Annotated in this window: 15 protein-coding genes; 11 read left to right on the top strand and 4 right to left on the bottom strand. The window is 63.5% G+C overall.

The window, feature by feature from the left end; translation table 11 throughout:
- Positions 1 to 296 precede the first annotated feature (296 nt).
- The 3 genes from H6718_03790 to H6718_03780 are packed head-to-tail and all read left to right on the top strand — an operon-like array spanning position 297 to position 2,721.
- Positions 297 to 1,094, top strand: coding sequence for a penicillin-insensitive murein endopeptidase (locus tag H6718_03790; GenBank protein MCB9584489.1), 798 nt, complete (start codon positions 297 to 299; stop codon positions 1,092 to 1,094).
- A 44-nt stretch (positions 1,095 to 1,138) separates the two neighbouring features.
- Positions 1,139 to 2,086, top strand: coding sequence for an SMI1/KNR4 family protein (locus tag H6718_03785; protein ID MCB9584488.1), 948 nt, complete (start codon positions 1,139 to 1,141; stop codon positions 2,084 to 2,086).
- 41 nt (positions 2,087 to 2,127) lie between these two features.
- Positions 2,128 to 2,721, top strand: coding sequence for a hypothetical protein (locus H6718_03780; GenBank protein ID MCB9584487.1), 594 nt, complete (start codon positions 2,128 to 2,130; stop codon positions 2,719 to 2,721).
- Between the two features lie 132 nt (positions 2,722 to 2,853).
- Here the strand turns inward: H6718_03780 and H6718_03775 are convergent, their stop codons facing one another.
- On the bottom strand, positions 2,854 to 3,435 hold the full coding sequence (locus tag H6718_03775; protein ID MCB9584486.1) for a TetR/AcrR family transcriptional regulator: 582 nt from the start codon (positions 3,433 to 3,435) through the stop codon (positions 2,854 to 2,856).
- A gap of 75 nt (positions 3,436 to 3,510) precedes the next feature.
- Here H6718_03775 and H6718_03770 point away from each other — a divergent pair, with 75 nt between their 5' ends.
- The 4 genes from H6718_03770 to H6718_03755 all read left to right on the top strand — a co-directional run bounded on the left by H6718_03770 (position 3,511) and on the right by H6718_03755 (position 8,445).
- Positions 3,511 to 4,299: a hypothetical protein gene (locus tag H6718_03770; protein ID MCB9584485.1), complete on the top strand. Its 789-nt coding sequence runs from the start codon at positions 3,511 to 3,513 to the stop codon at positions 4,297 to 4,299.
- A 483-nt stretch (positions 4,300 to 4,782) separates the two neighbouring features.
- Positions 4,783 to 5,385, top strand: coding sequence for a hypothetical protein (locus tag H6718_03765; GenBank protein ID MCB9584484.1), 603 nt, complete (start codon positions 4,783 to 4,785; stop codon positions 5,383 to 5,385).
- Between the two features lie 223 nt (positions 5,386 to 5,608).
- A complete protein-coding gene (locus H6718_03760) occupies positions 5,609 to 5,995 on the top strand; it encodes a hypothetical protein (protein ID MCB9584483.1) in 387 nt (128 codons plus the stop codon).
- A 227-nt stretch (positions 5,996 to 6,222) separates the two neighbouring features.
- Positions 6,223 to 8,445, top strand: a complete 2,223-nt coding sequence (locus H6718_03755) for an NADP-dependent isocitrate dehydrogenase (GenBank protein ID MCB9584482.1) — start codon at positions 6,223 to 6,225, stop codon at positions 8,443 to 8,445.
- Positions 8,446 to 8,509: 64 nt separating this feature from the next.
- Here the strand turns inward: H6718_03755 and H6718_03750 are convergent, their stop codons facing one another.
- Entirely contained in the window at positions 8,510 to 9,529 is a 1,020-nt protein-coding gene (locus tag H6718_03750; GenBank protein ID MCB9584481.1) for an alcohol dehydrogenase catalytic domain-containing protein, read from the bottom strand.
- A 198-nt stretch (positions 9,530 to 9,727) separates the two neighbouring features.
- On the opposite strand from H6718_03750, the gene H6718_03745 reads away from it, so the two are divergent.
- Positions 9,728 to 10,588, top strand: coding sequence for an HDOD domain-containing protein (locus H6718_03745; GenBank protein MCB9584480.1), 861 nt, complete (start codon positions 9,728 to 9,730; stop codon positions 10,586 to 10,588).
- 43 nt (positions 10,589 to 10,631) lie between these two features.
- Here H6718_03745 and H6718_03740 read toward each other — a convergent pair whose 3' ends face one another.
- Positions 10,632 to 11,552, bottom strand: a complete 921-nt coding sequence (locus H6718_03740) for a hypothetical protein (protein ID MCB9584479.1) — start codon at positions 11,550 to 11,552, stop codon at positions 10,632 to 10,634.
- 122 nt (positions 11,553 to 11,674) lie between these two features.
- Here H6718_03740 and H6718_03735 point away from each other — a divergent pair, with 122 nt between their 5' ends.
- Positions 11,675 to 11,950 carry a (2Fe-2S)-binding protein gene (locus H6718_03735; GenBank protein MCB9584478.1) on the top strand — a complete coding sequence of 92 codons (276 nt, stop codon included), beginning with the start codon at positions 11,675 to 11,677 and terminating at the stop codon, positions 11,948 to 11,950.
- Between the two features lie 18 nt (positions 11,951 to 11,968).
- Here H6718_03735 and H6718_03730 read toward each other — a convergent pair whose 3' ends face one another.
- A complete protein-coding gene (locus tag H6718_03730) occupies positions 11,969 to 12,397 on the bottom strand; it encodes an MAPEG family protein (GenBank protein MCB9584477.1) in 429 nt (142 codons plus the stop codon).
- 65 nt (positions 12,398 to 12,462) lie between these two features.
- On the opposite strand from H6718_03730, the gene H6718_03725 reads away from it, so the two are divergent.
- Both H6718_03725 and H6718_03720 read left to right on the top strand, forming a co-directional pair.
- On the top strand, positions 12,463 to 12,969 hold the full coding sequence (locus H6718_03725; protein ID MCB9584476.1) for a TIGR00725 family protein: 507 nt from the start codon (positions 12,463 to 12,465) through the stop codon (positions 12,967 to 12,969).
- A gap of 233 nt (positions 12,970 to 13,202) precedes the next feature.
- The gene (locus H6718_03720; GenBank protein ID MCB9584475.1) at positions 13,203 to 13,763 is read left to right on the top strand and encodes a hypothetical protein; all 561 of its coding nucleotides are present in this window, start codon (positions 13,203 to 13,205) and stop codon (positions 13,761 to 13,763) included.
- The last annotated feature ends 67 nt before the right edge of the window (positions 13,764 to 13,830 follow it).

The raw sequence follows: 13,830 nt of genomic DNA, 5'->3' as shown, positions 1-13,830 counted from the left end.
ACTGCTAGTGAGGCGAATCTGTGATTCGCCGAACAAATCAACACAGCGTTTCCTCGTCTCAAAAGTAGCGCGAAGGCGCAAAACTCGAGCGCCCGCGCTTTGAGGGGGCGGGCGAGTTTTGCAGCGAACTACGGAGACAGGACACTACTGCGGGGGCCTACGGGACCATCGCCATCGCCAATCGAGGGAGGCGCGAGATCAAACATTCTGCGGAAATTGTTAATTGTTCGGGTCTCCCGGGCGCGAATCAAAGAGCCGGCTTGGCGCGTGAGTCACGCGTTCGGGTTGGGGGTGAGGTGCGGCGTTCCAGAGCCATCGTGGTGTTCGCGGCGATGTGTTGCAGCGTACTTGCTGCGCTCGCCTTCAGCCTGCCGGCAGTCGCTGGGAGCAAGCAAGACGAGCTCGAGAAGAAGCTGCCGGAGAAGTTCCGCAAGTCGCCCTACTCCTTGATGTCGCTCAGCGTCGGTCATCCGAACGACGGCTTTCAGCTGCGCGCCAAGCGCCTCAAGTCGAGCAAGTACGTTCGGGTTCGGAGCTCCGCCCGCGCCTACGGTCACCCGGCGCTGATCCTGATGCTCAAGCGCACCGCCAAGCAAATCGGTCGTTCCGCGCGCGGCTCGCGCCTACTGGTCGGCGACATTTCCGCAAAGAATGGTGGCTCTCTCACCGGACACGCCAGTCACCAGAGCGGCCGCGACGCCGACGTGGCCTTCTATCAGCTCGACGCCAAGGGCAAGCCCATCGACGCGAAGAGCATGGTGGCCTTCGACGCCAACGGGAAAGCCAAGGACGGTAGCGGTGCACAGTTCGACGACTACCGTAACTGGCTGCTCGTCAAGAGCTGGGTCGACGACAACCGCGCTGGCCTGAGCCACGTGTTCGTCTCCACGCCGCTCCGCAAGCGCCTGCTGGACTTCGCTCGCCACGACAAGCGCTTCAAGAGCTACGTGAACAAGGCGGCGGTGCTCCTCAAGCAGCCCGCGAACTCCAGCGCCCACGACGACCATTTCCACGTGCGAATCAGCTGCCCCAAGCGCCAGGAAGAGATCTGCAAGGAGCAGAGCAAGCGCCGCGCTGATGGCGACGAAGGGTGAGGGCGAGCGATGCGCATCGGTGACGTCCCATGAGAACGCGCCCGTTGCGTACAGTTTTCGAGCGAATCCAAGAGTTCGCTCAAGTTAGCCCCCGGTTCAAAGCAGCCGCGTCGGAAGCCACGCTCGACTCGGTTGTCGCCGCCGGTTTCTCTCTGGGAACAGCAAAGGCGGCGTACGAGGTTCATGACGGGCAGCGTGGCTGTGCCGTCCTCGAGGACGAAGCTGGGCCTTTTCGCTGGATGTCGCTGCGAGAGTCCCTCGCGGATGCGAGGCGCTGGCGAAAACTGCTGCGCGGCGGCGCGTTTGATGACGCGTCTGTGGTTGCAGCGCGCGGGGTGCGCGCCGCGTGGTGGCACGAGGGCTGGCTTCCCGTCGGCGAGAACGGAGCCGGCGATGTCCTGTGCCTGGACTTCTCGCCGGTCAAAGGCGGACGCCGGGGCCAAGTGGTTCGCGTGCTCCACGATGACCCCGCACGAGGCGTAGTCGCGGCCTCCCTGCGAGAGCTGCTGGGGCGCGTCGCAACTGGGCTCGAATCAGGGGAGTTGGTTTGCTCCGACGACTACGGCGGTGTGATCCCCGCGGAAGAGGCAACGGGTGGTGCGACCTCCGAGCGCGCCGACCTGGGCTTCTTCGAGGGCCCATCGGTCACCGACGCGAAGCTCAAGGAGGTGAGGGGCATGACCGCGCTCACCTATGTGAATTTCACTGGTGCACAAATCACGGATCGAGGACTCAAGCAGCTTGCCCGCTTGCCGAAGCTCAAGAGCATCATGCTGCGCAAGACCTTAGTCACGGACAGCGGGATCCGGTGGTTGCTTGAGGCGTTCCCTCAGCTTCAGGATCTCGCGTTGCCTCCCCAGGCGACCGCGGAGTTGGTGCCAGTGATCGCCAACCACCCGCGACTTCGCACAGTGGGCACGAGCGCCACTCGATTCGGGAAGCGCGGCGAGCGGGCTGTCTCTGCGATCAACTCCAAGATCCAGTTCTTCTAGCTCTCGGAGCGAGTTGCGGTCATCAGGAGCGAAGACCATCGATGAGGAGTGCAGACGAGCTAGTTGAGACGCTGACCGAGGCCATCGTCTACATGACTGGCAACCTCGCGCGCTGGTCGGGCGTCGAGGTGGGCGAGCAGCACGCAGAGCCGCAGCTCGGCCAAGCGCGCGCTGCATTCGAGCCGCTCACTGCAGAGGAACGGGCACGCATTCGGGCGAAACTCGCTGCCATGGCCGAAGCCGCTGCAGCGCGGAGTGACGGAGCGGGTTGGTTACAGGTGCTTAGGGCACTCCCAAGTCGTCTTGGCCTCGCGAGTGACGATGAGGAATTGAGTGGCCCAGAGTCGGACCAGCGCTTGGTCGAGGTCTTAGTCGAGGTGCTTGTCCAGCTGACCGGCTTTTACGAGCTCTGCTCGGATGACGTCCTCGATCCTGACGACGCGCTGAATCAACTTGAGAACGTGGTTTCGATTCTGGACCCACTGTCCACGAAGGACAAAGCACGAGTGGCAGCCAAGGTGTGTTCGATGCTGGAGGAGGCGAGGGCGAGTGGCGCGTCTAAGGAGTGGGTCGCGTTCCTCGAGGGTGAACCCGACGGCCTCGGCTTGCTCGATGAGCAGGAGAGTGAGCAATGAGTCCTCATGGCTTTCCCGGGATGGTCAGGCCAGAAGTCGAGTTGTCCAGAGTAACCGTGTGGAAAATTAAACGGGCTTGGTCAGGCCGAGCTGGTCTTTGGTTCCAGCCGTGGGGAGCCTGTACGCCGCGCCTCAGCTATCCTTCGCGATGATGCTCCACAAGACGCCTTCGAGGTAGTCGGTGAGTCTGTCGTCGACGACGATTCGACCCTCGAGGTGCGCACGAATGACGCCGGCGAACGCGCCAAAGACGGCTTCCATCAAGACTACGGGATTGCCGTCTCTCAATATCCCTGCAGATTGGCCACTTACTACACCGCTCTGTGCGAGATCTCTTAATCGCTTATCTAGCGCGAGACTCTCATCATCCAGATACGCAGCGTGATTGTGTAGCTCGACGAAGTTCGCCATCGCCGGATTTTCCACAGCCATCTGCGTGATGACGCGGAGCGCTTTCGAGAACTGCGCCTCTGCGCCAGCGTCGGGATCGAAGACGGCGTATACGCGATCCCAAACCTGTTGCTTCCAACCGCGGTAGAGGGAGTTGACCAGCTCCTCCTTGCTCGAGAAGTAGTGGTAGAGCGTGCCGGTCGAGACGCGTGCTCGCTTGGCGATCTCTGGAACTGCGGTGCCGTGAAAGCCGCGCTCAGCGAAGCACTCCACCGCCGCCGCAAGGATCGCGTCGCGCTTTGTCGGTCGCCCGGCCTCAGTCATGGGTCACCACCCACACGCGTTTTCCACGTGAATAGTGGTTGCACAGCCGAGCGCTCGGCACTAAAGAGCAACCGAATGAACATTCAATCGAACGTCTCAAGACGCCTCCGTCAGTATGGCACGCTACTTGCTCTGCCTCTTCTTACGTCACTCGCTGCTTGTTCACAAGAGGAACGGCAGCCGGAGTACTGGGGGGACAAGTACCTTGCCGCCTATCAGGACAAGCTCCAGATCGACGAGCTCGAGCCGGGGCCTGAGCCGCTCCCGGAGCGACGCCCCGTCTTGCTCGTCACCGGGGTCACGATCCCCGCGGAATGGTTCGGACCCATCTCAGCGCGGCTCGAGCGCGATGGTTTTGACCCCATTGTCTACGAACCACCCGAGTTGCTGAGCTACGACTTGTTCGACGCGAGTGCCGATCTGGGTGACGTCATCGAACAGATCCTTTTAGACACAGGACTCGAGAAAATCGATGTCCTCGCGGAGTGTACTGCTGGCGTGATTGCCAGGTATTATATCCAGTCTTTGGGGGGTAATACGAAGATCAACCGGCTGGTGACCTTCGTGTCACCGCACAACGGTATCGACTTGGCGCCCGTCGCGGCGAAGTACGCGGGGTGGCCGGCGCTGTACGACCTGTCACCGGGAAGCGACTTCTTGCGGGCCGTCAACTCCAAGCCACTCCCGGCTGATGTGGCTGTCACCTCGATCTACACGTGCAACGACGAATACATCCAGCCCTACACCACTTCGATCGTTCCCGGCGCCACCAACATCGGCCTCTGCAAGGAGAAGGTTGGCCACTTCCAGACCTTCTACGACCCCGAGATCTACCTTCTGATGCACGGGGCGTTGACCAAGTAGGGGCGACGATAAGAACGCGTGAGCTGGTCCGCGCAAGGGCGCGGCGTTCGTTCGTGGGAGCCGCCTCGGCGCTCGTCACTTGCCTCGGCGTGACCTCGGCTTCGGCTCAAGGGTTGGGCGAGTTAGGGCAGCTCTCCGTAGGGCTCCTCGGCTGGTTTTGGTCGACAGTGTCGGAGTGCGGACCGGCACGATTATTTCCGTGTGAGAATCGTCTGCTCGAAGTGGCGGAAGGGATCTGTAAGGAGCAGAGCAAGCGCCGCGCCGACGAAGGCTAGAAGCAGATCTGAGCTTGTGTCGCACTCCTCGGGCGCGCTTGTATTCCCGTAAGGGATTGCGCTATCCGAAGGCGTGGATCGGGGGATTGGGAGGCGCCTCGGCGCTAGCGCGCTGCTCGTGGCTTGGTGGGTCGCGGGTTGTGACTCCGGGTCTACAAGCGCAACGGAGTGTGAGGCCGACGTTCCCTGCGAGTGTCCCCAAGGCCTCATGGGCACAACCGTTTGTGGCGATACTGGACCGACTTGCGAGTGCAAGGGTGCTGGGGGAGTCGGGGGCGCAGCGGGAAACACGGGCGCAGCGGGAAGCGCTGGCACGTCTGGCGGGGGTGCTGCTGGCGGTTCTGCGGGCAGCGGTGGCGCAGCGGGAAGCGCTGCAGCGGCGGGTGTCGGCGGCGTCGGGGGGACGGATGAATGCGGCAACGCGTATCGGATCGATTGCACCAGCGACGACCCGTGCGTCGGGCTGAAGGACGGCGGCTGCGACTCCACGTGCGCCAACGATCTCGCGTTCGTCGTGTACTTCTATCCGGCGCTCATTCACCTGCCTGCGGCGGTGCAGGATGCATCTTGCTGCTCTCCCGTTGTGCGCCGCTACACGATCTATAGCAGCCCGCTTTCGCCGTCCTCGGTAACGTTCCGTGTCGACCCGCCGTGGAAGCTCGTCAACGGGTCGGCCGCGGGCGTGGAATGCGGCGCGGAGGGTGTACAGTGTACCTGGCTACCCGGCACGCTCCCCGTGGTGGTGTACACCGAGGATCCGAACGCACCCGACGCGTACGTTTCCTTGGAAGAGGGCTCTGGTTGTCCCTGAGCGATTGACGATCGCTGGACGTGAAGTGACGTCGGAACGCGTCGGGTGTAGTCGGTGAGCGGTGTTGGAGCCGCCTTTGGTTGAGACGCTGGTCGAGGCTATCGTCTACACCTTGGTTACCCAATGAAGCACCGCGGGAAGGTGACCAAGCGTCGATGGCAGAAAGCGCGTCGAGCCTTCGAGACCGTGGGGTCGTTTCCGTGCTGTGTGTGTGGTATGTGGGATGGCGCTGCTTTGGATCGCGTGGCGATTCATTGAGATTGAAGGGCCAGCTCCGCTGAGCAGCGTGCTGATGACCGGCTCTCTCTTGCCGCGTTGGGCTCTGGGAGCGTATGCGCTCGGTTTCGGTACTGCCGCGGTGACTGTGGGGCGCTACCGGTTTCCTGCGTTTGCTCTGCTCCTTCCGCACGTTGCCGCCCTGGTTCACGTGTGCGCAGTTGCGGTTGCCGCTCGGCCCACCGGACACGTCGAGTCGCGCGTTGTCTTGAGCTTCGGGATCGCCCTCGACGTGGGGCGCCTGGCGATAGTCGCCGGCCTGCTCTGCGCGGGACTCACGTGGTGGTCCTGTCGTCGTAAGCTAGTGAACGCGCGCCCCGCCGAGCCGCGATGATGCGCACGGCTGGGACGCCGCGGGCACGTGTGACGTCACGCGCAAAGCGTCGATGCGTGGTCAGAAATGCCGCGCGAAACGCCGCTCCTCACCCCCAAACCCGCGCAAATTGCGCGCATTTTGAGCTGTTCGCCAAGCACTAGCCGCGTCGCGCGGGTTGAGTTAGGTCAAGCGTCCTCGCCCGCGTCGCGCCATGGGGTGCGCTGCGCCGCCGAGTCTCGAACACCATGACGAATCCGAAGATCATCTACACCAAGACTGACGAAGCTCCGGCCCTGGCGACGTACTCGCTGTTGCCCATCATCCAGGCGTTCGCGAAGGCGGCTGGGGTGGAAGTGGAGACGCGAGATATCTCGCTGGCTGGGCGTATCTTGGCGGCTTTCCCCGAGAAGCTGAAGCCTGAGCAGCAGGCGTCCGACGCGCTGGCGGAGCTCGGAGCGCTGACCCAGCACCTCGAGGCGAACATCATCAAGCTGCCGAACATCAGCGCCTCGGTGCCCCAGATGCACGCTTGCATCGCCGAGCTGCAAGCTCACGGCTACGCCGTGCCGAATTACCCTGCGGAACCGAAGACGGACGACGAGAAGGAAGCCAAGGCGCGCTATGACCGCATCAAGGGCAGCGCCGTGAACCCGGTGCTGCGCGAAGGCAACAGCGACCGCCGCGCCCCCAAGGCCGTCAAGGAGTACGCACGCAAGAACCCGCACTCGATGGGCAAGTGGAGCAAGGACTGCAAGTCCCACGTCTCCACCATGAGCGCTGGCGACTTCTGCCATAACGAGCGCTCCGCCACGATCGGCAGCGCGACCACGGCGCGCATCGAGCACGTCGCCACGGACGGCAGCGTCACCGTGTTGAAGGAGAAGCTCCCGCTGCAAGCCGGTGAAATCATCGACGGCACCTGCATGAGCAAGGCCGCGCTGGTTAAGTTCCTCGAGGAACAGATTGCCGACGCCAAGAAGACCGGCGTGTTGTTCTCGCTGCACATGAAGGCGACGATGATGAAGGTCAGCGACCCGATCATCTTTGGCCACTGCGTGAAGGTGTTCTTCAAGGATGTGTTCGCGAAGCACGCGGCGACCTTCGCCGAGCTCGGTGTCGACGCGAACAACGGCTTCGGCGACGTCGTGAGCAAGATCCAGAGCCTGCCCGCCGACAAGAAGGCTGCAATCGAAGCCGACATTCAGGCTGCGTACGCCGCAGGCCCCGACCTCGCGATGGTCAACTCCCACAAGGGGATCACGAACCTGCACGTGCCGAGCGACGTGATCGTCGACGCCTCCATGCCCGCGATGATCCGCAGCTCGGGCTGCATGTGGAACAAGGACGACAAGCTCCAAGACACCAAGGCGACCATCCCGGACAGCAGCTACGCCGGCGTGTACGAAGCCGTGATCGACTTCTGCCGTGAGCACGGCGCCTTCGACCCGACCACCATGGGCTCCGTGCCCAACGTCGGCCTGATGGCGCAGAAGGCCGAAGAGTACGGCTCCCACGACAAGACCTTCGAGATCGCCAGCGCGGGCAAGGTGCGCGTCGTCGACGGCGACGGCAAGGAGCTCTTCAGCCACGACGTGGAGGCCGGGGACATCTGGCGCGCGTGCCAGACCAAGGACGCGCCGGTGAAGGACTGGGTGAAGCTCGCGGTCACTCGTGCTCGCGCCAGCAGCACGCCGGCGGTGTTCTGGCTCGACTCCGCGCGCGCCCACGACGCTGAGCTGATCAAGAAGGTGGAGACCTACCTGAAGGATCACGACACCAGCGGCCTCGAAATCCTGATCAAGAGCCCGGTGGAGGCGACCAAGTTCTCCCTCGCGCGCATCAAGGACGGCAAGGACACCATCAGCGTCACCGGCAACGTACTGCGTGATTACCTCACGGATTTGTTCCCCATCCTCGAGCTCGGTACCTCGGCGAAGATGCTTTCGATCGTGCCGCTGATGGCGGGCGGCGGCCTGTTCGAGACCGGCGCTGGCGGTTCGGCGCCGAAGCACGTGCAGCAGTTCGAGCAGGAAGGGCACCTGCGCTGGGACTCCCTGGGTGAGTTCCTGGCGCTGGCGGTCTCCTTCGAGCACCTGGCGGCCACCTTCAAGAATGCCCAGGCGCAGCTCCTCGCGGATACGCTTGACGTGGCGAACACCAAGTACCTGATGGAGAACAAGGCGCCGTCTCGCAAGGTGAACGAGCTCGACAACCGCGGCACCCACTACTACCTCGCGGCCTACTGGGCCGAGGCGCTGGCCGCCCAGGACACGGACAAGGGCCTGCAGGCGCGCTTCGCGCCCGTTGCCAAGGCGCTCAAGGACAACGAGGAGAAGATCCTCGGGGAACTGAACGGCGCCCAGGGCAAGGCGCAAGACATCGGCGGCTACTACCAGCCGAACGACGACCTAGCCTTCAAGGCGATGCGCCCGAGCAACACCCTGAACGGCATCATCGAAGGCGTCTGAGCCTCCACTCACCAGGCAAAGCGGCCGCGTTCCTACACGGAGCGTGGCCGTTTTTGCGTCTGGCTCACGCAGCCAAGTGCTCGATCAGCACCTTGAGCACGCCTTTGCGCCCAGCATGCTCCAAGGCCTTGTCCGCCTGCTGCAAGGGATAGCGAGCCTGGATCAGGGGGTGAGGCACGACGTCACCGCGCTCGAGCACCGCTATCGCGCGGCGCATGTCCCCGCAGCGTGAGCCTACGAGCTTGAGCTCGTTGATCACCACTGGCGCCAGATCGAGGCTCAGCGGGTCAGCCACCGTCGTCTTCAACACGACCGTGCCGCGGGGTCGCACCAACGTGAAGGCGCGCTGGAGCGCGTTCGCCGATCCGGTCGCTTCCACCACCAAGGGTGAACCAGAGAGCGCCTCTGCGAGCTTGGAGTCCGCATCCAGCTCTCGCTCCAGGTGCCCCCGCACGCGGCTCGGCTCACACAGCTGAGGCAGCATCGCGAGCTTGCTCTCGTGGTGACCGATCAGCGCGACGTGGAGCCCACTGCCAGCGAGCGCCGCAGCGATCAGTAGTCCGAGCTTGCCGTCACCGAGCACCACGGCAGGTGCCGCTAGCGTGTCTGCGGCACTGAATCCCTGCGGCAACTCATCGAGCACGTGCAGCGCCGCAGCCAGCGGCTCCGCAAAGACCGCCGCCTCATCCCTCACCCCCTCAGGCACCGTCACCAGGCAGCGCTCCGGCAGGCACAGTTCCTCTGCAAACGCGCCCGAGCGCCCGAGGATACCCAGCACGCTTCGGCGGCGACAGTGATGGCCTGACAGGTGCTCACTCAAGCAATCCGCGCACTCCCCGCAGCCCGCGTTGATGTCACCGACGACCCGTTGACCCACGAGCGCCGGTGTGTCGGCTTCGATCACTTCACCCACGAACTCGTGGCCAGGGATCCCTTTGAACCCCATGTAACCCCGAGCGAGCTGCAGATCCGTGTCGCACACTCCAGCCTGGCGCACGCGGATGCGCGCTTCACCGCGCAGACGTTCAGGCGGCGGAGTGTCTGAGTGAAGCGTCGGCGCCGGTTCCAGGGACAAGGACCACATGGCTCCTGACGATACTCAAAATCGTCTGCGACGGAACACGAGCTCGATAATCGCGCCTCGAAGCCACCATCGATCTTCTCGGGTCGGAGGCTTTTTCAGCGTGTTTTTTGGTAGTCGCACACACCTGCGCCGATGGACACACCAAAACCGCTTAAGGTGCTCGATTCCCGTCCGTTCCTGTCTTCGACAAGGACAGGCATGGCGATTTCCAAGAAAATCTTAGAGGGGCGAATCAAGCGCCTGCCGGCCTTTCCCGCCGCGGTGTCTGAGCTGACTCGCCTGTTGAATGATGACATGGCGGGAGCAGATGACTTCGAGCGTGTGATTCGGGTCGACCCGGGTTTGACCGCTTCGGTGCTCCGCGTGGCGAACTCAGCCGCGTTTGGCTTGAGGCGACAGGTGAGTACTGTCGGTCACGCGGTCAGCTTGCTCGGCCTGAAACGCATCTTCGATATCAGCGTCGCGGGGGCGTTCGAGCAAGTCCTGCCTCCAACCCTGAACGGCTATGGGATCCGTGCGGAAGACATGTGGTCCCACTCGGTGGCGACCGCCATCTTCGCCGACGCGCTCGCTACCCGTCTCGATCTACCCATCCGCGGGCACGTGTTTACCGCTGGCTTGCTCCATGACTGCGGCAAGCTCGTGATCAGCGAGTTCATGGAAGAGGGGCGACAGGAGATCATGAATCGCCTGATCGCCGGAGACGCGATGTTGCAGGCCGAGCAGACGGTGCTCGGGACGGATCATGCAGTGGTCGGTGAGGCTGTCATCCATCAGTGGGAACTGCCCGAGGTGCTGGCGGAGATCGTCCGCTACCATCATGCTCCGCTGGCCGTGCAAGACCCCGAAGATCGCCGCGTGGTCACTTGCGTGCACGCGGCGACCATCATGGCGCACACGCTCGGGTTCGGGGCGGACATCGGGGAGCTTCAGCGCATCATGGACGAACAGGCGTGTGTCGAAGCTGGGCTCGACGTCGACCTGATCGAGGACGTGATGGCCAATGCTCTGGAGGAGATCCAGGCCTTGAGCGGTTCCTTCCAACCGAAGGCCGCCTAGTGTCCGGTCTCCGTAGTTCGCCGCAGATTCGCCTCACTGGAAACTAAAGCTCCAGGCCGGCCATCAAGAAGGAGCGAGAGCCGCTGAGGGTGTGGTCCGCCTTCGCGCTGCCGACGCTGGCGAACGTGCCGGATACGGAATAGGCCTGGGTCATGAAATCCGCGCGGAGATTGACGCTCTTGAGCGGGATCAAGAGGCCGAGACCCAGCCCTGCCGTAGCCCCCGTGTATTGATCGTCCCAGCTACAGTCCTGGTCTTCACAGATCGACTCCCGGGCGTCCTTGAGGTCACCCCCGATGTTCAACACATCGAAGCCGGCGTAGCCGCGCAGCGTGAGCGCGACCTTTGGCGACAGGTCGAACACGCCTTCGACGATGAAGACCAACGCGCCCTCGCTGCCCACATCGTAATCCGAACCGCCCTTCAGATGAACGCTGCTGGTGGGCAGTGCGATCAGCCCGCCTCCCATGCGTAGCCCAGGGCTCAGGTGCCCGAGCAGGTCGAACTCGAGCACCGCGCTGCTGATGTCGTCGTACTCGAGCTTGGTCTTACCGCCGGAACCCTCCTCTTCGAGGTCACCGGAACCTCCCACCATGTAGCCGACGCGCAGCAGCGGCACCAAGCCGTGACGGGGCTCGGCTGGTGTGGCCTCCGCTGCCCCTTGGTCTCCGGGGGGTGATGCTGGCGGAGTGGCGGGCGCGGCGTTTCCGTACGGCGCTGGTGGAGTTGCTGCTTCGCTGCTCGGGGGCTCGCTCCCCAAAGCAGTCGGTGCCGTTGGTGCAGCTGTGTCCACCGGATCCGGCGCGCTGACCGACGCATCGCCTGGGGCAGGAGCGCCGTTTTGCGCTGGGGGTTGAGCCGCGAGGGCGCACGGTGCGGCGCCGAGGCTAGCCAGCAACGTGAGCGCGGAGACGATGGAACGGGCGTGGATGCGCGGCGCGCAGAGCAACTTCGTGTGAGTCATGGGCGTCCAATCGCCCACCTCAGCGGTCGGTTGCGGATTTTTGCTTCGGCCTCCGCTTGTTGCGTCCGTTGGTTTTGGGTAAGCGAGTCAACGTGCCGAAGGTCGAGTTTTTAGGGGTCGGAATGGCCCGGGACAAACAGCTGGACGCTCCCAACGGGGGCGACCTGGTGGATCTCTGCGATCAAGTGCTCGCGCCGATCCCGTTTTCATGTCGCTCGGCGAGTTGCGGCACTTGTCAGGTGGAAGTGCTCGCGGGCATGGAGTGCTTCGAGGAGCCCAACGACGAAGAGCGCGAGTTGCTTGAGCTCCTCGATGGCCCTGACAACTCCCGCCTAGCCTGCCAGGCGCGGGTTAAGCCAGGCCCCGGTTTGATCCGGCTCAAGCCCATCGGCACCTGACGGCGCGGCCGAGAAACCCTACGGAAGCGCGCTTTGGATGAGCCGCACGGTGGTGAGTGCGGCTAGACCGAGCAGGACGAACACGCCGACGGTGAAGATGCGTCGACGCAGCGGGACGTAGTTCGAGCCGGTGTGCACCAGGGCGTGCCCCACGCGGCTTAGGGCGAATAGCCAAGCCAGCGCCTGGGCAGCGACGTCCGCCTGCTGCAGGCTGAGCAAGGCGAAGACCAAGACGTAGAACAACACCGGGACCTCGAACTGGTTCCGGATGTTGTTGTTGATCTGCAGCACGTAGTCGGGCCACGCGTCATCGTGGAGGGCGCGGCGCGCCTCGTTGACTTCGTTGGCTGCCACGGCGCGCTTCTTCGCTACCGCGAGGCGGATGTACATCCCGATCGTCAACAGCACCTGCACGAGCACCGGTGCGAGAATCCAAGCGTCCTTCACAAACCTCTCCTGAAAGCGAGCCGTGGGCAATCTGGGGCAAAGCGGGGCGTGCTACAAGCCCTCTCATGCGTCGCAAAGTAGTCGCTGTGGTGGGAAACAGTGTGGCGAGTGACGAAGCCTACAGTGCGGCTCGAGAACTCGGTCGTGCACTCGTCGACGCCGGATACCGCGTGGTAACGGGCGGGATGACTGGTGTGATGGAAGCGGCGAGTCGGGGCGCCCACGAATCCGCCGCCTATGTCGAAGGCAGCGTCGTCGGCATCATTCCAAGCGCGGACGCTGAGCGAGCCAACGCCTATGTGGACCTCGTCATCCCTTCAGGGCTCGGCTACTCGCGCAATACGCTGGTCATCAACTCCGCGGACGCCGTGGTGGCCGTCGCAGGGGGCGCGGGCACGCTGAACGAGCTTGCGATGGCTTGGCAGCTCGATAAGCCGATCGTGGCGCTGGACATTCCGGGTTGGAGTCAGCGGCTCGCGGGGACGCGCATCGACGAACGGGCGCGCGAAGAGATCTTGGCTGCGGCGGATGTGGCGGCCGTGATGGGGCACCTGGCGCGCGTGCTCGGCTGAGCGCGGCGTGGTGTTGCCGTACCGGGTCCTTGCGGCGCGCCTCTCCCCCAAGAAAAACACGCGTCGACGTGGGGAAGAAAAACACTGCGCTGGCGTGGGTGCGGGCTTTTCCCTGAGGTCGAGCGAGGTCGCGACGAATGTGTCGTGGCGCGTGAAAAAGATCGCGACCTAGGAGCTGCTGCTGGGTCTTCAGCGTGAGGCCACGTTTCGCCTGAAGACCAAAGGAAGAAGTCATGCACATTCGTCTATCACTCGTGTTCGCAATGTTGTTGGTGTCCCTGTTCGGCCTGGTCGGCTGCAAGGGTGAGCCAAAGCCCGGTGAAAAGGAGTTCCACGAGGCGAACGCGAAGATCAACGTGTTCGAGGGAGAGGTCGGCTTCGGCAACACCGCAGCGTGCACGGCGCTGGCGAAGAAATTTGCCGTGCGGATCAAGGCTGATGAGAAGGAGAACTTCGAGGGGGGCGAGGACGAAAACACCGCCACCACCAAGGGCAACTTCATGACCTACTGCCAAGAGACCCCGAGCGACGTGCTGTTGCTCGTTCGCGTGCCGAACCTGGACACGTACTCAGGAGATATCCGTAAGGATCTCATCAAGCTGGCCTGGGAGGCACTCGTGGAGTTGAGCGCCGACCTGCGCAAGGCGGGAGAAAAGAAGCTGAACGTCGCGCTGCGCGGCAACCTGCTGTACGGCGGGCTGGCGAGTGGCGCCGCAAGCGGTCAGCCTCAGCTGGAGATGGCGACGAGCATCGACACCGCCAAGTTCCACCCGCTGTTCAACACCAAGAAGTGAATTGAGTTGAACCATGCGGAAACGCGCGGCGCCTCGAACTGGCGGCCGCGCGTTTTGCTTTTGTCTA

The organism is Polyangiaceae bacterium (genome assembly GCA_020633205.1).
GTDB lineage: Bacteria > Myxococcota_A > Polyangia > Polyangiales > Polyangiaceae > JAHBVY01.
Note: the sequence above shows the minus strand (reverse complement) of the source record. Positions and strands in the feature narration are given on the sequence as shown.

Coding starts and splice junctions, on each gene's coding strand:
- H6718_03780 (MCB9584487.1), top strand. CDS start 2,128: ATGAGGAGTGCAGACGAGCTAGTTGAGACGCTGACCGAGGCCATCGTC.
- H6718_03775 (MCB9584486.1), bottom strand. CDS start 3,435: ATGACTGAGGCCGGGCGACCGACAAAGCGCGACGCGATCCTTGCGGCG.
- H6718_03770 (MCB9584485.1), top strand. CDS start 3,511: ATGAACATTCAATCGAACGTCTCAAGACGCCTCCGTCAGTATGGCACG.
- H6718_03765 (MCB9584484.1), top strand. CDS start 4,783: ATGGGCACAACCGTTTGTGGCGATACTGGACCGACTTGCGAGTGCAAG.
- H6718_03760 (MCB9584483.1), top strand. CDS start 5,609: ATGGCGCTGCTTTGGATCGCGTGGCGATTCATTGAGATTGAAGGGCCA.
- H6718_03755 (MCB9584482.1), top strand. CDS start 6,223: ATGACGAATCCGAAGATCATCTACACCAAGACTGACGAAGCTCCGGCC.
- H6718_03750 (MCB9584481.1), bottom strand. CDS start 9,529: ATGTGGTCCTTGTCCCTGGAACCGGCGCCGACGCTTCACTCAGACACT.
- H6718_03745 (MCB9584480.1), top strand. CDS start 9,728: ATGGCGATTTCCAAGAAAATCTTAGAGGGGCGAATCAAGCGCCTGCCG.
- H6718_03740 (MCB9584479.1), bottom strand. CDS start 11,552: ATGACTCACACGAAGTTGCTCTGCGCGCCGCGCATCCACGCCCGTTCC.
- H6718_03735 (MCB9584478.1), top strand. CDS start 11,675: ATGGCCCGGGACAAACAGCTGGACGCTCCCAACGGGGGCGACCTGGTG.
- H6718_03725 (MCB9584476.1), top strand. CDS start 12,463: ATGCGTCGCAAAGTAGTCGCTGTGGTGGGAAACAGTGTGGCGAGTGAC.
- H6718_03720 (MCB9584475.1), top strand. CDS start 13,203: ATGCACATTCGTCTATCACTCGTGTTCGCAATGTTGTTGGTGTCCCTG.